Here is a 21,461-nt window from a genome sequence, read left to right on the forward strand (position 1 = left end):
TACTGTTGAATTTGCAGAACCTGTTTCCTTTGATGAAATCCAGATTGTAAACGGTTTTGTAAGCAAGGATTATTATCTTAAGAACAACCGTGTAAAGACTCTTCGCCTTACTCAGGTTGCAAAGGAACATTTCCAGCAGAAGGACTATACACTTAAGGACAATGTTCAGGACTGGCAGTCGATTAAGTTTGACCTTCTTCAGACAGCCCAGACACTCACTCTCGAAATCCGCGATATTTACAGGGGATCAAAATATGACGACACCTGTCTTGATGATATCCGCCTTTTATACAATGGAAAAGTAATTCCTTTTGAAAATGTCGGTGAGATTAAACTTGTTCAAAGAGAAAACTCAAAGGCGAAGATCAAGTTAAGTGAACTGGATTTCAAGATCCAGCTTTTACACCTTGGCAGAAGCATCATGCACAGATTTGGGGATGGAAAATTATCGGGTCTAAGAGATATTATCCTTAAGTCTGATTATGATGGCGAAGTTGATAAGATCATGAGATTCGGTAAAGATGGGGAACTTGAATACATTGCAGGCTGCACAATAATCGACATGAAAGAATTTCTTAATCAGAAGAATTCAAATAAAAATGAATATTATTGGATGCAATACATAGATAATCTGAATGGCAAAGATGATGACTATGACTATTCAAAATACTCATATGCCATCGGTTACTACTATCCATCTTACTGGGGGAATAACATGGCATCCTTCAGCATGTCAAATTCAAGGATCATAACCATACGCCAGATAGATTATGTAGAAGTAACGACTGCAAACCTTATTAAACTCGATGGTAATTCAGTGTACATAGATGGAGTAAAATATACGGCAATTGATCCTGCACTGTGCCTTGATGTCCGTTTAGATGACGGATATTAATTTCCCTCGTCATTTTATTGCAGATAAGGTACCTAGACGACTTCTTACCATGATTACTCCATATTAATGAGGTCGTCTTCTGGAAGGAACTCTATCATCCTTTTTCTGAGAACCTGGACAATCGCTTCATCCTTCCAGCTCAGGTTTACATTATATTGACACAATCCCTGGTCTGAATATCCAAAAAGATTTTCAAAAATCCATCTGTATGCAAGATTAGCAAAAAAAAAGAAGTCTCCCTTCTTATTCCACAGAAAGAAAATTAAAAATCCTTCTACAATTTTTCATGCCTAAATCATATAGGAATCAGTAAAGTACATTCAATAAAAAAATACAGCACCTGGGATAAGTTCTTCTGAAGCTTTTGCGATTACCAAAGTCCTAAACCAGAATAAGGATTTATAAAATCAATGGAGTTTTATATTTCAATGAAATTCTGTATACTGTCGAAAATACTAAAACATTTTACGAGGTAGATTTATGTATATTACATGTCTTGATCTTGAAGGCGTTCTCGTTCCAGAAATCTGGATTGAATTTTCAAAGGTTTCAGGAATTCCTGAACTTACACGCACAACACGCGATGAACCGGACTACGACAAACTTATGAAGTGGAGAATCGGAATCCTTAAGGAACATGGTCTTGGTCTTAAGGAAATCCAGGATGTAATTTCAAAGATTGATCCTCTTCCTGGCGCAAAGGAATTCCTTGATACACTCCGTTCAAAGTGTCAGACAATCATCATCAGCGATACATTCAGCCAGTTTGCAGGTCCATTGATGAAAAAGCTCGGCATGCCAACAATTTTCTGCAACGAACTTGTAGTAGCTCCAAACGGCGAAATCACAGACTTCAAGATGAGATGTCCACAGTCAAAGCTTACAACTGTAAAGGCACTCCAGTCCTGCGGTTTTGAAACAGTGGCAAGCGGTGACAGCCACAACGACCTTGCCATGATCAAGGCAAGCAAGGCAGGATTCCTCTTCCGCTCTACAGAACAGATCAAGAAGGACAACCCTGAACTTGAAGCCTTTGAAGAATACGATGATCTTCTTAAGGCAATCCTCAAGGTTGTTGAGGCTTAAAGCTTACATTCTGAAACAGATGAAACATAAAGGGCTGCCAGCACCACGGAACATGGTTGTAGGCAGCCCTAGTTTTTTCAGGTTTGAGAATTACTGAATGTTTTCGGTAATATTTGTTTGCTTTGTATAAGTATTACCGTTATATGAAACATTTGACATACCAAAATAAGCATTACTTGCCAAGCCATTTCTGGTATTGTTTATAATCTTGACACTGTCTCTTAAAGAAACAGTAGTATTGACACTTGTACATATTCCACCGCCATTGGAAGAAGAACCACAGGAATTTCCAGATATTTCAACATTCATAAGATTAATGGCACAAGTGTTTGTTACATAAACCCCACCACCATTACTTCCTGAAGTATTTCCAGTTATGGAAGTATTGTATCCTTCCTTACCGATATTGACCGTTAGCTGGGTTCCCTTACTGTAATCCTCAACATGGATGAAGCCACCGCTGCTTGTAGCAGAATTACCGCTTAACTGGCCTCCATAAACATTAACCGTAGTAGCCATGGTAGTTCCTATGTTTTTAATACATACACCACCACCTGTTGAAGAAACATTATCCTGTATAATGCAGTTTTCAACATTCACAACAGCCGTATTGGTCTTGCCTGCGGCAATGGTAATACCAGCAGAGCCAGATGTATAGGTTCCATTAGTAATTGTTGAATTCTTTATGGTGAAGTCACCAATTTCCGTAGCATAAACAGCACCGCAGTTATTTCCATTTTCCTCACTGCCACCAAAGGTACAGGAATCGATGGTGCCAGCACAACCAGACGCATAAAAAGTTGCCTTAGTTGCTGAACCGTTGTTTATGAAAGAGCATCCAGAAAGACTAAAATTTCCTGCACTAACTTTAAGCAAAGAATCTGAAGTAGGCACATTAGACTTGTTTCCGTCAAAGACAATGCTATTTATAGTAATGTCGGAAGATGCAGTAAGCAGAATTCCAGTCACACCTTCCTTTCTCTTCAATGTAGCATTGGAACCAACACCTTCGATTTCAACTGCCCTTGTTACAGACAAAGCTTCTTCGACTTCAATGATTCCACTTATCTGTATTTTATCATCAGTACCTGCCAAAGCGTTTTTTAACCCAGCAAAGGTTGTGATTGCACCATCAGGCAGTCCACCATCATTCGGAACATTCTCTTTCATTACGATAATAACGGAAACAGGGACAGTTTCACCAGGTAAAACATCGGCAGAACTACTGCCGCTTCCAATTTCATGATCATTTATATCAAAAGCTCTTGCTGTGACCGTACAATTTCCTACAGGAACATTCTCAAAGGTAACGATACCGTCAAGCTTACCAGACAATGAAGGATTGAAATCACCAGAAAGTACTTCAATTTTAATATCGGAAACTTCATCAACGGAATAAGTTACACCTCGAGTCTGAGGATTTTCGCCAGAAGGCAATCTAACAGAAATGGTTCCTGAATCTTTAGTTAGATTCAAAAAAGAACAGCCTGAAAGCACTAAAAAAAATGAAAAAAGAAAGAATAAACGCTTCATATTCTAATTATATAACCATATAAAGAATTTTCCACAAAAAAACTGCAGTCCCTTTCGAAACTGCAGTTCATGTATCAATTCAAATAGATAAAGACCTTCTGGTCATGACCGAAGGCAGCACACAGAAAGAATTAGAACAATCCGCTGATTACACCGTTGTCATCAACATCGATGTTTTCTGCGGCTGGAACCTTTGGAAGACCTGGCATATCAACCATATCTCCTGCATAGGCAACAACAAAGCCTGCTCCACTGTACAGCTGGACATCACGCACCGGGAAACCATATCCAGAAGGGGCACCCAGCTTTGACTTGTCATGGCTGATGGAATTCTGGGTCTTTGCCATGCAGACTGGAAGATTTCCATAACCAGCGGCTTCGTATTCCTTAAGCTTCTTCAAGGCTTTTGCATCGAATTCAACAGATGCAGCACCATATATTTCCTTTGCAAGAATTTCAATCTTTTCCTTGAACGACTTGTCCAATTCATAGATATTCTTGAATGTATTAGGTGCATCACAAAGGGCAGCTACCTTTTCCGCAAGCTCCTTTGCTCCTTCTCCACCTTTACCCCAGCCTTCACAAAGAATTGCTTCACTTCCACATTCCTTTGCAAGCTGCTGAACGAGTGAAACTTCCGCATCTGTATCAGTGATGAACTTATTGACAGCAACAACGCAAGGAAGACCAAATTTCTTCATGTTGTTGATGTGTGCCTTGACATTTTCAAAACCAGCCTTGATTGCCTCAAGGTTTTCCTTACCAAGGTCAGCCTTAAGAACACCACCATGCATCTTTATGGCACGGCATGTCGCAACTATCACTGTTGCATTAGGTTTGAGGCCATGCATACGGCACTTGATGTCAAAGAATTTTTCAGCTCCCAAATCTGCGGCAAAGCCAGCTTCCGTTACAACATAGTCACCTGTTGCAAGGGCACAAAGAGTAGCATTGATTGAGTTGCAACCATGTGCGATGTTTGCAAATGGACCACCATGGATGAAAGCAGGATTCTTTTCCAAAGTCTGTACAAGGTTTGGTCTGATGGCATCCTTGAGAAGAGCGGCTACCGCACCAGTGCACTTAAGCTGTCCAAATGTCACGTTCTCTTTTGCGTATGTCTGACCGATGATGATGCGGCTGATCCTTTCCTTGAGCTCTGAAATGTTCTTTGAAAGACAGACGATAGCCATGATTTCAGAAGCAACTGAAATCTGGAAATGGCTTTCGCGAGGAACACCGTCGATGCGGCTTCCAAGTCCAATGATTACATTGCGGAGTGCACGGTCGTTAAGATCTACACAACGCTTCCATGAAATTGTCCTTGGATCGATGTTAAGCACATTGCCCTGCTGAAGGTGATTGTCAATAAGGGCAGCCATAAGGTTGTTTGCTGCTGTGATTGCGTGGATGTCGCCTGTAAAATGAAGGTTGATGTCTTCCATTGGAACAACCTGTGCATATCCACCGCCACAAGCTCCACCCTTGATTCCAAAGCAAGGTCCAAGCGATGGTTCGCGGAGTGCGATTACAGTTTTCTTGCCGATTCTATTGAGACCATCACCAAGAGCGATTGTAACAGTAGACTTTCCTTCACCTGCAGCAGTAGGTGTCATTGCAGTCACAAGAATAAGCTTGCCTTTTTTTGCGGAGGACTGGAGTGAATTCAATTTGTCAAAAGTAACCTTAGCCTTGTAGGATCCATAGAAATCAAGATCCTTTTCATCAAGACCAATTTTTGCTGCAACTTCTGCAACAGGAATCATTACATTTTTCTGTGCAATTTCGATATCAGTCATCATAAACTCCGAACATAAAAAAAGAATAGGGAACCCCCAGAACAATTGCTGTCCAAGGGTTCCCCATTATAAATGAAATTATAATTTATTTCAATTTTAGATTATTCACAGGCTGAATCTGCTGCGATCTTACCAAAGATACAGATATCAGCAACGGCGTTTCCACCAAGACGGTTTCCACCATGGATTCCACCTGTAACTTCACCAGCGGCATAGAGACCAGGTACAGGCTTTCCTTCGACATCGAGAACCTCCGCCTTTGTATTGATCACGATGCCACCCATTGTGTGATGGATTGCAGGTCCAATTTCACAGGCATACCAAGGACCTTCTGTAAGAGGACGAGGCATTTCATTCTGCTTGCGTCCAAGTGGATCATTTCCAGAACTTACAGCATGAGCATATTCCTTCATTGTTACTTCAAAAGCATCAGCAGGAATATCGAGCTTTTCTGCAAGTTCCTTTTTTGTCTCAGCAATAGTAAGAAGACCATTCTTTACATAACCTTCAATAGCCTTGAGGGATTTGCGCACAGCTTCATCAAACACGATGAATGCAGTCTGTCCCTTCTGTTCAAGGATAGCCTTTGACATTACGTCGCGAGTTGCCATTTCTGTGCAGAATCTTTTTCCATCACGATTGACGATGATTGCACCGTTTCCACGCACAGCCTCAGTGATCATTGTTCCGTTTCTAGGAACTACTGTAGGATGTGTCTGGATTTCATCCATCTGAGTAAGGGCAGCATTGAATTTCTTGACCATTTCAAATGCATCACCTGTTGCACCCCTATGGTTTGTAGTACCAAAGCCTTTAAGATTTGCCTTGTATGAAACAACCATGTCTGGATTTGCACCAAACCCACCAGCAGCAACAATTACAGATTTTGCCTTGATTGTATAGTCACCGTTCTTTGCGCTTACCTTTACGCCAGCAGCACGACCCTTTTCTTCAATAATGTCTGTAACCTTTGAATTCAATCTGATTTCAGCACCTGCATTTTCTGCAGCCTTAACAAGAACTGGAACAAGGTGGGCACCTACAGCAGCTCCTCCCTGAGGTCTGTGAGTTCTCTTGTTTGAGCTGCCTGCCATCTTGCCGACATCAGTAAGGTCTGCACCGATGGAAATAAGCCAGTCAACTGTTGCAGCTGATTCCTCAACCATCTTGCGTACAAGTTCAGGATTGTTCTTGTTATAACCGCCCTTCATTGTATCGTTGAAATAAGAATCATTGCTGTCATCGATTCCAAGTTTTTTCTGCACAGAAGTTTCACTGGCATTGAGACCGCCAGTAGAGCTGATGGTGTTGCCACCACATGCAGCCATCTTCTCAAGGACAATGACCTTTTTCCCTTTTGAAGCAGCTTCTGTCGCAGCAGAAAGACCTGCACCACCTGCACCGATGATTACGATGTCACATGATGTATCCTTTGCCTTTTCTACCTTTTCTGTCTGTCCCTGTGCAAGTGCAAGAGCCTTCTTCAAAGCCTTGCTTGTTGCCTCAGATGTAATTGTAGCACCTGTTACGGCATCAAGCTTTCCCTTTCCACCGTTCTTGACAAACTGCTTTGCAATCTCTGTAGCAGCAGGAACAGCAAAATCAGTTTCCTGAATCTTGACAATGGCTGCATCCACAACCTTTCCACCAGAAACAACCACCTGAACTTCGATAGGTCCGTTGCGTCCTTCTTCTACGGCAGTGTATGTTCCGTCAGCAAGTGAAGCAGACTTATTGCATGCCACAAAACCAATTGCCAATGCAGACATGACTGCAAAAGCAAACAGACTTAATAAATTTCTTTTAAGGTATCTATTCATAGTTCCTCCGAAATATTTCCATGAGTAAATATACATTTTTTTGAAAAAAAATCCTACTTTACAAGTTCCTTAAGGGAGAAAAGTTCTTCATCGGTAAGAGTGCGATATTCTCCGCGACCAAGGCTTTCATCCAGATGCAGTGTCCCCATCATGAGCCTTTTTAGATAGACGACTTCATTTCCAAGGGCAATGAAAATTCGCTTGACCTCATGAAATCTTCCTTCAGTGACAGTAATGGTACACTTGGCATCTTCAATAAATTCAATGTCACATGGTTTTGCATCACATTCTGGATCATTGGCTGCGGCAGGAATACGAAGTCCAGATTTTGCCCTTTCAATGTAGGTAGCTTTTTCCGCATCAGAAACAGAATCCCTCAAGTGGACCAGATATGTTTTCTTGACTTCGTATTTTGGAAAAGTAAGTCTGTGGTTCAATTCTCCGTCAGTAGTGAATATCAGAAGACCTTCCGTGTCGGCATCAAGTCTGCCAACGGTACTAAGGGATCCTCCAAGACGTTTCTGGTTATCCTTTTCATCAAGGAATTCATAGACGGTCTGATGACGGTCACTTTTGGTTGAGCACACAGCTCCACCAGCCTTGTTCATCATGAAATATGAATGCTTTTCAATCTCCAGCGGCTCTCCATTGATCACAACCTTGTCGTTGTCCACATCAATGTGGAATTCAGGATCGCGGATCCTTTCTCCGTTAATCAAAACTTCACCGTAACGAACAAGGCGCTTTACATCACGTCTTGTCCCAAATCCGCTGTTGGCAAGTATTTTATCAAGTCGTTCTTTTGCTTTCATCATGGTAAGTGAGGTTCTTCAAGAACAATGCGGTCCCCGGTGCGTACCATACCAGATCCACTGAGGGCAATGTTTACAAGAACAAAAGTTCCATCCTTAGTGCGTTCTACATAAGCTCCTGCAATCTTCTTTGCATCCCTATAAACCGTACACGGGAAAACAAATCCCTTGTGGGCATCAGATGTAAATGTTGAAATTTTGCTTTTGCTTACATAGATATTATAGCCTAAACCGGAGCCTGTAGTCACCACTGCAGAAACTGATCTGCCGTCAATCATTTCAGAGCAAAGAACTTCTATGAGATTGTCATATTCTTCCTGAAGCTTGCTCTTCTGGGTAAGGGCGGTATTCTTTTCATACTCAAGGCGTTTCTTTTCATCAAGCAGCCTGTTGACTTCATTTACACTTGAAGCATAGATTTCATTACCAGCCTTGTTTGCAAGGGATTTCAATGCTTTTGCATATGTAACGACAGCCCTGTTTTCCTTATGGGGGAACTGCTCGTAGGACGAGGCCAGATATGAAAGGTCATCATAATAAGCTTTTTGGGATTCAAGAGATTTCTTAAAAATTTCAGAAGAACCTTCTTTTGGAAGATAACTTATTCTGTCCTCTGAACCCACGTTGTATTCAACAGCACCTGCAGCTTTTACGATTTTCTTTGTTCTGTTATCCTTCAGCAAGGCCGGATCATAGCTGTTGATTGTATCCTCAACCCTTTTATTTTCACGGGCAAGATCAGCGGCTATAGTTTCCTCAAGGGTTTTCTGCGCAGCGGCAAGACGATTTTCATAGTCAGTTTTCTGGTCATCCATCTCCCTTTTGTGCTGAATGTCCTTATCCTTAAGTTTTCCATCATATTCAGCCTCAAGCTGAACCTTATTATTATCGAACCTGTACCTGTCTTCCCTGAACTTACTGATATTGCCAAGACAGGTATCAATCTCTGTCTTATAAAGATTCTTTGCCTGCGCAAGATCGTTTCTGTATTTGTTCTTGCTTATGGCAAGGGCATCAGCACGCTTTTTCTTGGCAGCGGCAAGAGCCTGTTCGTATTTCTTTTCATTCTGCTCAATATCCTTGTTCTTCGTGCGGCCTTCCATCCAGCCTTTAGTTTCCTTGGATTCAAGCTTCTTCTTATCTGCGGAATAATTTCTTTCAGCCTTCTTTTTTTCCTGTTCAAAGACTTTTTCTATCTTTTCCTTTTCAGCGATATATGCATCTTCAACTTTCTGAATTTCTTCAGAACGCTTTTTCTCGTATTCACTCTTCTTTTCTTCTTCCGCCTTGATCTGGCTTTCAATTTTGTCGACATCATCAAGAAGCTCTGTAAGATTGGCGTTGTCAAAACCCTTTACATTGACAGGAATTCTTTTATTGCTGATATTGACGATGATTGAAAGCACAACTGTTATCGCAAGGACTACAAGCACGCAGAGAAACAGTCTGCTCCACATGTTGGTCCATGCAAAACGGAGACTGTTCTTTTTTGCCTTTGCATATTCCTCATCCATATCAAAGGACTTTCTCATATCCTCGTTGGAAATACGAGTAAGCTCTGACTCAAGAAGAACAGCAACCTGGTTATGAACCAGCTCCTGACTATGGCCATAGGAAACTACCGCGGTACTGTTCGAGTCGGATCTGGAGCCATTCACGATGACTTCTTCTGCTGCGGCAAGAATCGATTCCTTTGCCTTCTGCTCGGCAGATTTGCGAGGTCTACGAGGCTTTGTAGCTGCTTCTGCACCTACGATTATATTTTCAGATGTATTTTCTATTTTGTTGTCATTGTCCATATTCCACTCCAACCATCAGGTGCTGATTTTAGTCCCATCCTTTCAAGGAAGACATCTGCACAAGGAAGCTCACTCTTCTTGAATTCCGCACGAGCCGTTTTCCAGTCGCCCACATAGTATGCACTGAGTCCCTTTTCAAAAATCTCGAACTTTGGCTTGAACACATCATAATTCCAGTCAGAGGCAGGACAATCCTTGTCTATCGGAATGTATATCTTTACACCTTCTGTCTTTCCCTTTACCTGAACGGTATCAAGCTCAAAGAATTCATAGCGTATCTTTGCTTCAGGATCCTGCATTGCATCATCCCGAATATATTCACTTACAATAACAGGAACCTTATAGATTCTTGTAAGGCCTTCAAGACGTGAAGCTGAATTGACGTTGTCACCGATAACTGTGTTTGCCATACGTTCCGAAGAACCGATGTTTCCATAGAATACATTTCCGCCGTCGATACCTACACCGACATCAAGCATTACCGCCTGATAGACTTTTTCTTCCATTTCAGTAAGAGGCTTTTTCTGTTCCATCACCTGGCGTCTGAGCGACATCTTGCGCCTTAGTTCAGCAGTAACCGCTGTGATTTCCCAAGCCGACTTGATGGCCCCAAAGGACTTATTATCCAATGTACCTTCCTCAATACCGTAGCTTGCAAGGATGGCATCACCGATGATAGATCCGATGATACCGTTGTGTTCGCTGACCTTCTTGATGACTGAGTCATAATGCACGTTAAGAAGTCCGATGATGTCGTTTCCAAGAACTTCAGTACGGAAAGTAAAGCTCTTGATGTCGCTGAAAAGGATCGTAAGCTCCCTCTGGCGCCCTTCAAGCTTGATTTCCTGCTGCTGATGAGCCTTTCGTACGACATTTTCTGGAACAAATTTCTGGAAGATATGGAGAAGATTATTGATGGTAGAAGAAAGGCGGTTGAAGTTTGCGGCAAGATATGTAATGTCATCGTTAGGAGCGCCTTCGATATCAAGAGGGACAAGAACCTGATTCTGCTGCATGTCGTACATCTGATTTGAAAACCTTCCGATATTTTTAAGAAGGCCGTCAAAAATCTTTGTACCCATGTAGACAAAGAATGCAGTGATACAGATTGTAAGTGCCGCAATGATTATGATGACGCGATACATTTCTCTTTTAGCATCGTCTGTCTTGTTAGCACGGATGACGTACATCCTCCATTCATTATGGTACTTGTAGACGCCGTTGTATTTTCCTTCAGGAGAATCAAAATTGAAAGCGCCCTGAATCGAAGTCTGCTCCATGGCCTTTCGTTCTGCAGAGATCTTATCTTCAATTTCCCTGATCTCGGCACCGTTTTCCTCTAGGGATTTTCTCATCGTATCAAGGAAAGAATTTCGTTCATCCAAAGGCTTATTGATTTCCGAAAGAGTTTGCTTGTCGCTGAATTCAGTCCAGTTTAGGTTTTTGTTTGGAGACGAGAAAAACATTATGGCACCGTTCATGTCCATACCGAATGCCACACTGTTCCGTTCACCTTCCTCAAAACCTGCCATGGCACCTTCCGCAATGGCAGCAAGGCAGGCATCGGTCTGCTTTGAATACTTCTCTACCTCTTTCTGGGTATTGCAAACGTTGTATAGCTCAACAAGCTTATCAACAAGAACTATATTTGATTTCTTGATGGTCTCTCTCTGGGAAAGCATTACTGTGATAAGGTTCGTAGAGAAAGTTGAAAGAAGAATCATTATGATGAAAACAGTAAGAATCTTCCATTTAATTGGAAGAATCGGTGTATCGCCTACATACTGAACGAATTTAAAATGATATTTTTTTTCTGATTTGAATTTAACTGGTATTACATTCGATTTAATCTTGTTTAAATCCAACTTTTTCAAAATATCCTCCCATTAACCCCGTTTCATCTTAAACCCAATACTCCCATTTTTCAAGATTTTTTTATGAATCGAATTTTTTTACTACGAAAAGAAACCGGTTGCCATAAAAAGATTTATGCAAAAGGTTACATTGGAGCAGGCTTGCCGTAGTTCCTCGTGAGAGCAGACTTTTTTATATGTATTCTTTCTCAGTTTGATTTTTTCCTTTCAAGTATATATGATGAAAAAATGAAACAAAAATCACTGCTTGCGAAGGGACTTTCTCTGTCCGTACTTACTTTGTTGTCCAGAATATTAGGATTGGTGAGAGAAATGACCAAGGCCCGTTTTCTTGGAACTAGTGCTTTCTCAGATGCATTCGGCATCGCTTTTATGATTCCCAACCTGTTCCGCAGACTTTTTGCAGAAAATTCAATTTCAGTTGCATTCATCCCTACCTTCAAGAACTACCTTGAAGATTCTGAAACACCAGAAGGAAAGAAGGACGCGGAAAATTTTGTAAAGGCTACCTTCACCCTGATCTCGTTCCTTACGGTTTGCTTTGTTTCCATCGGCATGCTCTTTACTCCTTTGATCCTGAGGATCTTCTATTCTACGGATGATTCATTGGCAATGAACGAAGCCATAATCCTTACCCGTATCATGTTTCCTTACCTGGTGGTCATTTCAATCGCCGCCTTTTTTCAGGGAATTCTCAACGGACTTAAGATTTTTTCACCTTCAGGATTTACTCCAATTCTTTTCAATACGATGGTGATCGCCCTCACATACATTCTATCAAGATGGACAGCAAATCCAGCACGGGCCATGGCAATAGGTGTAATTTCAGGTGGAACGGTACAGGCTCTTTTTCAGCTTCCATTTGTCGTCAAAAACAACTGGCATGTCACCTTTACAACTTTACGAAAAGCATTCTCAAACCCAGGAACAAAAAAAGTCATAGCACTGGTGGGACCAACAATCATAGGAATGGCAGGATATCAGATCAATGACATCGTTTCTTCGGCATTGGCGACAAGAGCTGGCGAGGGTGTGGTTTCAAGCCTGCAGTATTCTCTGAGACTTCAGGAGCTTATCCTAGGCATCTGCGCAGTTACCATAGGCACAGTGATTCTTCCAGACCTTACAGGCTATGCTAAAAAACAGGATTGGGACAGCTTCAACGGTCTTCTTGCACAGTCGGTCAAGATCATGGCACTCATTGCAATACCGATTACTTTCTATTCATTGCTGATGAGCGAGAACATAATCAGCCTTGTTTTTTCAGGCGGAAAATTCAACGCTGATTCAGTCAAAATGACCATGGATGTCTTTGATTTCCACATCATCGGACTGTTTTTCATAGCGGTGAACAGAATAGTTTCTCCAGCCTTCTACGCGCAGCAGAACACAAAAAGTCCGACCATCGCAGGCTTGATAAATTTTGCAGTCAACATAACCCTTGCATCTCTTCTTGTTGGAAATTTCGGCGGAAGGGGAATCGCCCTGGCCTTGACAGTTGCAAGCGCCGTCAACACTGCAGTTCTTTTTGCATTCCTTAAAAAGACCAAAGGAATCCAGGTTGGAAAACTGATAAAGTCTACCCTTGCATATGGAATGAAGATCGTCCTGTTTTCTGCAATCGCATCGGTTCCTGTATATTTCATGAGAGAAACTGCAGTCAATTCATTTGCAGGACACGCAAGGCTCATCAGCCATGGTATTCCTGTGGCATCGACCGCTGCTGTATTCGGCATCGTAGGAATCGTTCTCCTGGTCGCTACAAAGGACGGCATAGTCAAGGCTGCAGCAGGAAAATTAAGAAGAAGATAGAATTCGCAAAGAGGTCAATCCATGGATTTTGAAAAACTATATAAAGCAAGAAGAGAGAAAGTCAGCGCATACATGAAGAAGCAGGGAATCAGGGCCGCAGTTTTTGAGGACAGCGAAGACCGCCGTGAACCTGCACTCAGATATCTTACAGGACACCCAACCGATGCCCTCCTCCTCATTACCGATGACGGAAACAGCATCCTCATACCTTGGGATGAAAACCTTGCAAAGGAAAGGGCACATGCAGATCAGGTAATTCCTTCCACAAAATACGAACGAGATTACGCAAAGGCGTTGGTGGAACTTCTCAAGTCTTCCTACAACGGCAAGGGAAACATAATTGCCTTCTGTGAGGAAACACAGTACTGCCAGTATGCAAAATACAGAGATCAGCTTAAGGATTGGGAAATCCAGCTTAAATCCGACAGCGTCCATGATTTTGTCCGAAACATGCGTGCCATTAAGGACGCATACGAAATCGAATGTACAAAAAAGGCCTGTGCCATCACCGATGAAATGACCATCATGATCATCGACAGCGTGAAGAACGGAAAATTCAAGACAGAGATGGACGTAGCCCTTTTTGTCGAACGCTATCTTAGAGAAAAGGGAGCGGAAAGAACAAGCTTTGACACTCTTGCAGCAGGACCTGCAAGAAGCTTTGCAATTCACGCCTTTCCTGGATATACAGGAGGACTTTGGGCAAGCAATGGACTTTCCATCCTTGACTACGGTGTCTGCTATGAAGGCTATGCCAGCGACTGTACAATCACCGTGGCAAATAATCCCTCATCACAGCAGCAAAAGCTCCTCGATCTGGTCCAGACTGCAGCTGATGAATGCCGCAAGCTCTACATGCCTGGGGAAAAAATTTCTGATGCCGTCGCAAAGGCTGATGAGATATTTGCTGAGGCAGGGCGAAACATGCCTCACGGTCTTGGACATGGAACAGGACTTGAGATACACGAAGCCCCATTCGTAAGCAAAAGAGCACCAAAGGACAAGGTGTTCCAGCCAGGCAACATCATCACACTTGAGCCTGGACTCTATGACCCTGTACTTGGTGGTGTCAGGCTTGAAAACGATGTTCTCATCACCGAGACTGGAAATGAGCTGCTTCTCAACAGCAAGATTTTTGTAATTTAGCATATAGTCTCATTTTAATTTCGCCCTATATTTTCAAAAAGCCATAAAACCACTACTATATAGGACGAAACAAAAATGAAAGACTGTTACAAAATTCTTGGCGTATCCCACAATGCCACGGCAGCAGAGATAAAACACGCCTTCAGACAAAAAGCAAAGCTTCTTCATCCAGACATCACAGGTCAGGATTCAGCTGAATTCCGCGAACTCAAGTCTGCATATGAAACTCTGTCGGATCTTAAGGCACGCCAGCTTTTTGACGATTCATATTCCTACAGACAGTCTCAATCAACAAACGAGCAGAATCCTTTCGGCAAAAAAAACACATATAAAAAATTCGACTACAGGAAATGGCTTTTAGAACGTACTGACGATGAAAGCCGTGCTAGGCTCATACTCTTTGACCTGCTGCACAGCAATGAAGATGCGGCGGTTGCTGAATTCAAAAGGATGAACATGGAGCGACCTAACTTTAGACTTTCCTACTGGCTGATCAGGGAAGACTTCATGGATTTTGGATTCATCCTAGCAGAGGAACTCGTCCTAAGACAGGAATACTACGATGCAATAATTCTTCTTGAGCAGATCATAAAGATGGAATATTCTTACAATTATTTCAGGCTTTTCTTTCCAGAAGTCATAAGTCTTGCCCTGCATGTATTCAGGAACAACATCGAAGATGCCTGTAGCCCAGAGCTTGCCATAGATGCCTGGGAAAGAGCTTTAGACCTTAATCTAGGAAAGGAAAACGATGCATACTTCCTGCTTAAGATGGCTGATGCCTACGAAAAAATCGGAGACAGGCACACGGCAAACATCTGCAAGGAGGAAGCCGCAAAATTAAAACGCGATTGACAAGTCAATTAAATTATGGAGCATACAGATGATTATATTGAAGAATGAAGATCAAATAAGCGGTATCAGAAAAAGCTGCCACCTTTTGGCAGATCTTTTCAACGAAATCATTCCAAGGGTAAAGCCTGGAATCAGTACAAAAGAAATAGACGACTGGTGCTGCGAATTCGTCCGCAAGTTCGGTGGAGTTCCAGCCTGGTATGAGGAAAACTTTCCTGGATGTGCCTGTATCAGCATCAACAACCAGGTAATCCATGGAGTTCCTTCGCGAAAAAAAATCGTTAAGGACGGAGACCTTGTTTCTCTTGATATCGGAATCAACCTCAACGGTTTCATTTCCGACAGTACACACACTGTCCTCGTAGGTAACGTAAAACCTGCACACCAAAAGCTTTGCCGCGTCACAAGGGAATCACTTATGGCTGGCATCGCAGCCTGTCAGAAGGGAAACAGAGTCAGTGACATAGCAAATGCCGTCTACAAAATATGTGCAGAAGAAAATCACTACGGCGTTGTATATGATTACTGTGGCCACGGTGTAGGAATCGGAGTCCATGAAGATCCAAGTGTTCCTAACTGTCCTTCTTCTGGTCCAAATCCACGCATCCAGGCAGGAATGGTTCTTGCCATCGAGCCGATGATCAATGAAGGAACTGCCGACGTTGAAATCGAAGACGGAAGCGAATGGACTGTCGTTACGGCAGACGGATCATGGAGCTGCCATGAAGAGCACACCGTTGCAGTTTTTGAAGACCACAACGAGATCCTGACGGATCTGGATTACAACGGCAATTCATGCCTTAAATAAGGATCGGGATTATTCCCTGAAGCACGTAAGTAAAAAGTTTGTATGAAAATCTACCAGTCAGTACGAGTCTGACAAAACCGCTAGATATCGTCGCTACATGCAAAGCCCTGCAAGGAAACTATCTTTCAGGGCTTTGAATGTTTTTGTCAGACTCTTCCTTCCTTTTTGATTTCATACAGTTTTAAAAATGTGCTTCAGAAAATAATATCAAAAAAAAGACTTGCAGTGGAAAAACTCATTGCAAGCCTTTTACTTTTTAGGGAATAAAAATCATCTCATTCCCTTGTCATAAGGAATGCCTTCAGCCTTTGGTGCGTGTGATTTCTTTGAAGTGAACACGAGAACAACAAGAGAAATGATGTAAGGCAGCATGTTGTAGAAAGTTCCTGGGAGATGAAGTTCCTGAAGAAATCCGTAACCTGAATAAACATTTGAAAGGGCCCTGAAAAATCCAAAAAGGAGAGCCGCAAGAGCAATCTTTGTAGGCTTCCACTGACCGAAAATCAAAACTGCAAGGGAAAGGAATCCAAAGCCAGCAACTCCGTTTTCAAATTTCCACTGGCTTACACCCGATGTGATGTAGGCAATTCCGCCAAGACCTCCAAGACCTCCAGAAATAAGGACGCCAGCATAGCGCATTTTGTAAACATTGATTCCGACTGAATCCGCAGCCTGTGGATGTTCTCCACACGCCATGAGTCTTAGACCGAACCTTGTCTTATACAAAAGAACATAAGACAATACAAGAAGCAAAGCGGCGATTAACACAAACCAGCTGAGCTCAAAGCCAAGAATGGAAATAGACATCAATTCCTTCTGCTGAATGAATTTGATTGTTGTAGTAACGTTGTCAGGATCAGCCGACATGTTGACCGTTCTTACGATGATGCATGCCAAGGCTGTCGCAAGAAGATTCATGGCAGTTCCGACAAGAGTCTGGTCCGCGTTGTAGTTTACTGCAGCCACAGCAAGCATGAGGGAATATACGGTTCCAAAAAGAATGCTTGCAATCGCAACATATAAAACAGCCAGCAGTGTCGGGAATTCAGGAGAGACGGAACTCAAGGCAAAGGCTCCTCCCAATGCCCCTGCTACCATGATTCCTTCAAGACCGATATTGATGACACCTGAATGTTCGGAAAAACATCCGCCAAGGGCAACAAGCATGAGCACGGAAGCAAATGTAAGTGTATACAATAAAAGAAGCATCAGTTACCTCCTTCTGCTTTTCTTGAAGTAATCTTTGCAAGAATGTATTTGATGAACATCGCAAATCCGCAAAGATATATTATGATTGAAGAAATGAAATCTGCAATCTGAGGTGAATAGACTGACTTGTCCACAAGTGCTCCACCATCCGTTATGTGCTGAATGAAAAGGGAAGAAAAAATTGAACCGATTGGATTGAGTCCTCCAAGGAAAGCTGCCGCAAGTCCGTTGAATCCCATGGCAGGAAGGTTTGCCATTGAAGTGCTCCACTGCTCTATTCCGCTCTGGAAAAAGAAGGATGCACCCATGCCTGAAAGACCGCCTGCTATTGCCATTGTAAGCACCACATTTTTAGTCTCATTCATTCCAGCATATCTTGCAGCGTTTTTGTTGAGACCTGTAGCCTTAAGTTCATATCCAAACTTCGTCTTGTCGAGAATTATGAAAACAAGAACTGCCATTATGATGCTGAAGAAAACCGCAATCGTAAGGTACTTGTTGTTGCCAAAAAGTTTTCCCATTCCCAATGAAGGAATCAATGCAGACTTTGCCTTTGAAGCAAATGCAAATGTATATGGCGATGTAGGTTCCTTGACAGAAAGAAGGATGGAATTGGTTGAATACAATGCGATCCAGTTGAGCATGATGCATGAGATTACTTCGTTGACATTGAATTTAGCCTTCAGAAAACCACAGATTGAACCAAGGATGGAACCTGCAGCAACAGCCATGAACATGCAGACATACCATGGGCATCCAAGCTTCAACGCAAAGAAAATGGAAGCACAGGCTCCTGCCGTATACTGTCCGCAGGCACCGATGTTGAACAATCCTGTTTTATAGGCAAAAAGAACTGAAAGAGAACACATTAAAAGAGGTGCAGTCTTTACAAATGTAGAAGCCATGGCTCTTTTTACCATCACTGGATTAGGAAACCAGAAGCAGCCCTTTATTATTGAAGACAATGCCTTTGGTGCTCCCTGCAGATTTATGGCTGCAAGAACAATGAATCCAATGAGCAGTCCAAACACTATGCATACCAGAGAAGAAACTACAGCCTGAATTCCTGGTTTCTTCAACATGTTTTTCATCTTGTCATTCATATAAATCACCTGTTTCCTGATTTGGCACCAGCCATGTAAAGCCCAAGTTCTTCCACCTGAATTTCCGAAGACTTGAAATCACCGACTATCTTGCCTTCGTGGATTACAAGAATCCTGTCACTGAGATTCATGACTTCACTCAGCTCAAGACTGACCAAAAGAACAGCCTTTCCATTGTCACGCTGCTCGACAAGCTTTTTATGTATGTATTCTATGGCACCAACATCAAGTCCACGGGTTGGTTGAACGGCAATGAGCAGCTCTGGATTTTTATCTACTTCCCTTGCAATGATCGCCTTCTGCTGATTTCCACCTGACATGGAACGGGCTATGGTTGAAGATCCCTGACCTGAGCGAACATCATATTCTTCAATGAGCCTGTCACAGTATTTTCTGATGTTGTTTTTCTTGAGAAAGCCAGCCTTGTCTGTAAAACCGTCTTCAAAGTAACGCTGCAGAACCATGTTGTAATCCAACAGGTAATCAAGAACAAGCCCATGTTTATGGCGGTCTTCTGGAATGTGACTCATACCTGAGAGAGAACGCTCTCTTACGGTCGCTCTTGTAATGTCTTTTCCGCACAAGGTGATGGTTCCACTTTTGGATGGAATGAGACCAGAAATCGATTGAACCAGTTCACTCTGCCCGTTTCCGTCGATTCCCGCTATGCAGACAATTTCACCAGCCTTTACATCAAAGGAAACATCCTGAACGGAATCCTTGTTCTTATTTCTTCCTGCGACACAAAGATTTTTTACCTCAAGAACTGTCGCTCCAGGTTTTGATTCCGACTTGTCGATCTTAAAGCTTACTGGACGTCCGACCATCATCTGAGAAAGTTCTTCCGCATTTGTCTCTGAAATATTCACGGTTCCGATGTACTTGCCTTTTCTAAGCACGGAACATCTGTCGGCGGTTTCCATGATTTCATTCAATTTGTGGGTAATGAAAAGAATGCTCTTTCCTTCCGCGGCAAGACTTTTCATGATTTTCATAAGCTCTGAAATTTCCTGCGGAGTAAGGACTGCAGTTGGTTCGTCAAAGATGAGTATGTCGTTGTCACGGTAAAGCATCTTTAGAATTTCGGTACGCTGCTGCATGCCGACGGTTATGTCGGAAACAAGGGAATCAGGCTCTATCTGAAGATTGTATTTCTCAGACAATTCCATGACCTTTTTTCTTGCCTTGTCCTTGGAAAGAAGTCCATGCTTTGTATCCTCTACTCCAAGAATTATATTGTCGAGAACTGAAAAACATTCGACAAGCTTAAAGTGCTGATGCACCATTCCGATTCCAAGGGCGTTGGCATCGTTTGGATTGCCTATCTTTACTTCTTTTCCATCTTTGAGAATCTTTCCTTCGTCACATTGATAAAGACCAAAAAGAATGCTCATGAGGGTTGATTTTCCAGCTCCATTTTCACCAAGGAGTGCGTGGATTTCTCCCTTCTTAAGTTGAACCGTGACATTGTCGTTGGCAACGATTCCAGGAAACCTTTTGGTAATTCCCAGCATTTCTACAACATATTCATCCATGAATAGAATTGTAGCATAAATTGGATTTTAAAACAAAAAATCCGACTGTCAGAGCTTTCATTCCGCCAGTCGGATTTCTTTCAATTCAATAAAATGCAAATATCAACTATTTGATGTTTCCGTAGTAGTTAACCTTAACGTCAGCTGCAGGTTCCTTTGCAATGTCGCTTGAAACCTTGATTTCACCTGTATACATCTTCTTGACAAGAGCAAGGTAATCTGCTTCCTTGAAAGAATCTGTCCATACTGTCGATGGAGCAAGTGCAACATAGTTTTCAACAGGCTTGTCAGAAACAAGACCGAGAGTTTCGATCTTTCCTGAGAATGCAGCCCAGTTGTCCTTGAGGATTGTTTCTGTAAGAACAGACTTAACTGTTGCGGCAAGACCCTTCATTGCAGAAGTAACTGTCATACCTGCACCGTAAGAATCGATTGTGTTCTTCTGGTCAACATCAACACCGATGATCTTCATGTTTCCGTTTTTCTTTGCAACTTCAGCAGCACTTGTCCAGATTCCACCACCGCAGGCAAATACAACTTCAACCTTCTTAGCAGCCCATGTGTCCATGTAAGCTGTGATGTCAGCATCTCCGTAGAACTGGTTTCCGTATACATATTCAACAACGATATCCTTTGCTGCATTGATTTCCTTTGCAGCGTCATTGATTCCCTGAACATAACCATATCCGTAGCGAACTACAGCAGGAACAGCCATGCCGCCAAGGAATCCAAGGTGACGGAATCCCATCTTTACAGCAGCATAACCTGCAAGGTAACCTGAAAGTTCTTCCTTGTAGATTGCGCAGTAAACGTTTTCTGAATGATAGTGTTCCTTTACATCATACTGCGAAGGATCCCATGTGTAGTCAGAAACAGCTGCTGAAAGAATGTCGCCTGCAGAAAGGTCAAGCGCAACGATCTTTACATCTGGATATGTAGCAGAAATCTCAACAACAGTACCACCAAAGAGGAAGCCTGGGCAAAGAAGAAGGTTTGCGCCTTCTGCAATAGCCTGTTCAGCAGCTGCAATGCGGTCAGAATCGCTGTCTCCAGCTGGCTTATAATACTTGTACTGAAGACCGTTAGCTTCACAGAAAGCCTTTCCTGCTTCATATGTTGTCTGGTTGAATGACTCGTCCGTAATGTCACCAGAGTCTGTAATCATGGCAACCTTGTAGGAAGAAGCCGATGCTTTCTTTTCATCAGTCTTCTTTGAGCAAGAAACAAAAGATGCACCAAGCATGAATACTGCAGATGCAATAACAAATGATTTAAGTAATGTTTTCATAAAAGAAACTCCTTGAGAGGAATTATAACTATAAAAAGAAGAAAAATTCAATTTGCCTATATCGACAATTTTCTGTAAAATAGCACC

General features: G+C 42.4%; 16 protein-coding genes. 6 read left to right on the forward strand and 10 right to left on the reverse strand.

Features of this window, described 5'->3' with window-relative positions:
* On the forward strand, positions 1 to 895 hold an 895-nt coding region (locus ACKI39_RS06070; RefSeq protein ID WP_407398655.1), incomplete at its 5' end, for an NADase-type glycan-binding domain-containing protein.
* Between the two features lie 480 nt (positions 896 to 1,375).
* Positions 1,376 to 1,981: a bifunctional phosphoserine phosphatase/homoserine phosphotransferase ThrH gene (gene thrH / locus ACKI39_RS06075; protein ID WP_407398657.1), complete on the forward strand. Its 606-nt coding sequence runs from the start codon at positions 1,376 to 1,378 to the stop codon at positions 1,979 to 1,981.
* A 90-nt stretch (positions 1,982 to 2,071) separates the two neighbouring features.
* On the opposite strand, the gene ACKI39_RS06080 is transcribed toward thrH, so the two are convergent.
* The 6 genes from ACKI39_RS06080 to ACKI39_RS06105 all read right to left on the reverse strand — a co-directional run bounded on the left by ACKI39_RS06080 (position 2,072) and on the right by ACKI39_RS06105 (position 11,618).
* Positions 2,072 to 3,514 carry a hypothetical protein gene (locus tag ACKI39_RS06080; RefSeq protein WP_407398659.1) on the reverse strand — a complete coding sequence of 481 codons (1,443 nt, stop codon included), beginning with the start codon at positions 3,512 to 3,514 and terminating at the stop codon, positions 2,072 to 2,074.
* Positions 3,515 to 3,645: 131 nt separating this feature from the next.
* Complete coding sequence (locus ACKI39_RS06085; RefSeq protein ID WP_486396784.1) at positions 3,646 to 5,313, reverse strand: formate--tetrahydrofolate ligase; 1,668 nt, start codon at positions 5,311 to 5,313, stop codon at positions 3,646 to 3,648.
* A 101-nt stretch (positions 5,314 to 5,414) separates the two neighbouring features.
* Complete coding sequence (locus ACKI39_RS06090) at positions 5,415 to 7,133, reverse strand: flavocytochrome c (RefSeq protein WP_407398663.1); 1,719 nt, start codon at positions 7,131 to 7,133, stop codon at positions 5,415 to 5,417.
* Between the two features lie 53 nt (positions 7,134 to 7,186).
* On the reverse strand, positions 7,187 to 7,948 hold the full coding sequence (locus ACKI39_RS06095; protein ID WP_407398665.1) for a pseudouridine synthase: 762 nt from the start codon (positions 7,946 to 7,948) through the stop codon (positions 7,187 to 7,189).
* The gene (locus ACKI39_RS06100) at positions 7,945 to 9,744 is read right to left on the reverse strand and encodes a hypothetical protein (RefSeq protein WP_407398667.1); all 1,800 of its coding nucleotides are present in this window, start codon (positions 9,742 to 9,744) and stop codon (positions 7,945 to 7,947) included. The genes ACKI39_RS06095 and ACKI39_RS06100 overlap by 4 nt, the downstream gene beginning before the upstream one ends.
* Complete coding sequence (locus ACKI39_RS06105; RefSeq protein WP_407398669.1) at positions 9,723 to 11,618, reverse strand: adenylate/guanylate cyclase domain-containing protein; 1,896 nt, start codon at positions 11,616 to 11,618, stop codon at positions 9,723 to 9,725. Before ACKI39_RS06105 ends, ACKI39_RS06100 begins: the two co-directional genes overlap by 22 nt.
* A 228-nt stretch (positions 11,619 to 11,846) precedes the next feature.
* Here ACKI39_RS06105 and murJ point away from each other — a divergent pair, with 228 nt between their 5' ends.
* The 4 genes from murJ (at position 11,847) to map (ending at position 16,239) form a co-directional block, all read left to right on the forward strand.
* Positions 11,847 to 13,430: a murein biosynthesis integral membrane protein MurJ gene (murJ, locus tag ACKI39_RS06110; RefSeq protein WP_407398671.1), complete on the forward strand. Its 1,584-nt coding sequence runs from the start codon at positions 11,847 to 11,849 to the stop codon at positions 13,428 to 13,430.
* 21 nt (positions 13,431 to 13,451) lie between these two features.
* The gene (locus ACKI39_RS06115; RefSeq protein WP_407398673.1) at positions 13,452 to 14,576 is read left to right on the forward strand and encodes a M24 family metallopeptidase; all 1,125 of its coding nucleotides are present in this window, start codon (positions 13,452 to 13,454) and stop codon (positions 14,574 to 14,576) included.
* Positions 14,577 to 14,651: 75 nt separating this feature from the next.
* Complete coding sequence (locus ACKI39_RS06120) at positions 14,652 to 15,431, forward strand: J domain-containing protein (protein ID WP_407398675.1); 780 nt, start codon at positions 14,652 to 14,654, stop codon at positions 15,429 to 15,431.
* Positions 15,432 to 15,459: 28 nt separating this feature from the next.
* Positions 15,460 to 16,239, forward strand: a complete 780-nt coding sequence (map, locus tag ACKI39_RS06125) for a type I methionyl aminopeptidase (protein ID WP_407398677.1) — start codon at positions 15,460 to 15,462, stop codon at positions 16,237 to 16,239.
* A gap of 270 nt (positions 16,240 to 16,509) precedes the next feature.
* Here map and ACKI39_RS06130 read toward each other — a convergent pair whose 3' ends face one another.
* The 4 genes from ACKI39_RS06130 to ACKI39_RS06145 all read right to left on the reverse strand — a co-directional run bounded on the left by ACKI39_RS06130 (position 16,510) and on the right by ACKI39_RS06145 (position 21,374).
* Positions 16,510 to 17,448 (reverse strand): ABC transporter permease, encoded by a 939-nt coding sequence (locus ACKI39_RS06130; RefSeq protein ID WP_407398679.1) that lies wholly within the window; start codon positions 17,446 to 17,448, stop codon positions 16,510 to 16,512.
* On the reverse strand, positions 17,448 to 18,551 hold the full coding sequence (locus ACKI39_RS06135) for an ABC transporter permease (protein ID WP_407398681.1): 1,104 nt from the start codon (positions 18,549 to 18,551) through the stop codon (positions 17,448 to 17,450). Before ACKI39_RS06135 ends, ACKI39_RS06130 begins: the two co-directional genes overlap by 1 nt.
* 5 nt (positions 18,552 to 18,556) lie before the next feature.
* Positions 18,557 to 20,086 (reverse strand): ABC transporter ATP-binding protein, encoded by a 1,530-nt coding sequence (locus ACKI39_RS06140; protein ID WP_407398683.1) that lies wholly within the window; start codon positions 20,084 to 20,086, stop codon positions 18,557 to 18,559.
* Between the two features lie 106 nt (positions 20,087 to 20,192).
* A complete protein-coding gene (locus ACKI39_RS06145; protein ID WP_407398685.1) occupies positions 20,193 to 21,374 on the reverse strand; it encodes a BMP family lipoprotein in 1,182 nt (393 codons plus the stop codon).
* Between the last annotated feature and the right edge of the window lie 87 nt (positions 21,375 to 21,461).

Source organism: Treponema sp. (assembly GCF_045641405.1).
Taxonomy (GTDB): Bacteria; Spirochaetota; Spirochaetia; order Treponematales; family Treponemataceae; genus Treponema_D.

Bases quoted from the DNA above. Each gene is read 5' to 3' on its own strand.
- thrH (WP_407398657.1), top strand. From the start codon at position 1,376: ATGTATATTACATGTCTTGATCTTGAAGGCGTTCTCGTTCCAGAAATC.
- ACKI39_RS06080 (WP_407398659.1), bottom strand. From the start codon at position 3,514: ATGAAGCGTTTATTCTTTCTTTTTTCATTTTTTTTAGTGCTTTCAGGC.
- ACKI39_RS06085 (WP_486396784.1), bottom strand. From the start codon at position 5,313: ATGACTGATATCGAAATTGCACAGAAAAATGTAATGATTCCTGTTGCA.
- ACKI39_RS06090 (WP_407398663.1), bottom strand. From the start codon at position 7,133: ATGAATAGATACCTTAAAAGAAATTTATTAAGTCTGTTTGCTTTTGCA.
- ACKI39_RS06095 (WP_407398665.1), bottom strand. From the start codon at position 7,948: ATGATGAAAGCAAAAGAACGACTTGATAAAATACTTGCCAACAGCGGA.
- ACKI39_RS06100 (WP_407398667.1), bottom strand. From the start codon at position 9,744: ATGGACAATGACAACAAAATAGAAAATACATCTGAAAATATAATCGTA.
- murJ (WP_407398671.1), top strand. From the start codon at position 11,847: ATGAAACAAAAATCACTGCTTGCGAAGGGACTTTCTCTGTCCGTACTT.
- ACKI39_RS06115 (WP_407398673.1), top strand. From the start codon at position 13,452: ATGGATTTTGAAAAACTATATAAAGCAAGAAGAGAGAAAGTCAGCGCA.
- ACKI39_RS06120 (WP_407398675.1), top strand. From the start codon at position 14,652: ATGAAAGACTGTTACAAAATTCTTGGCGTATCCCACAATGCCACGGCA.
- map (WP_407398677.1), top strand. From the start codon at position 15,460: ATGATTATATTGAAGAATGAAGATCAAATAAGCGGTATCAGAAAAAGC.
- ACKI39_RS06130 (WP_407398679.1), bottom strand. From the start codon at position 17,448: ATGCTTCTTTTATTGTATACACTTACATTTGCTTCCGTGCTCATGCTT.
- ACKI39_RS06135 (WP_407398681.1), bottom strand. From the start codon at position 18,551: ATGAATGACAAGATGAAAAACATGTTGAAGAAACCAGGAATTCAGGCT.
- ACKI39_RS06140 (WP_407398683.1), bottom strand. From the start codon at position 20,086: ATGGATGAATATGTTGTAGAAATGCTGGGAATTACCAAAAGGTTTCCT.
- ACKI39_RS06145 (WP_407398685.1), bottom strand. From the start codon at position 21,374: ATGAAAACATTACTTAAATCATTTGTTATTGCATCTGCAGTATTCATG.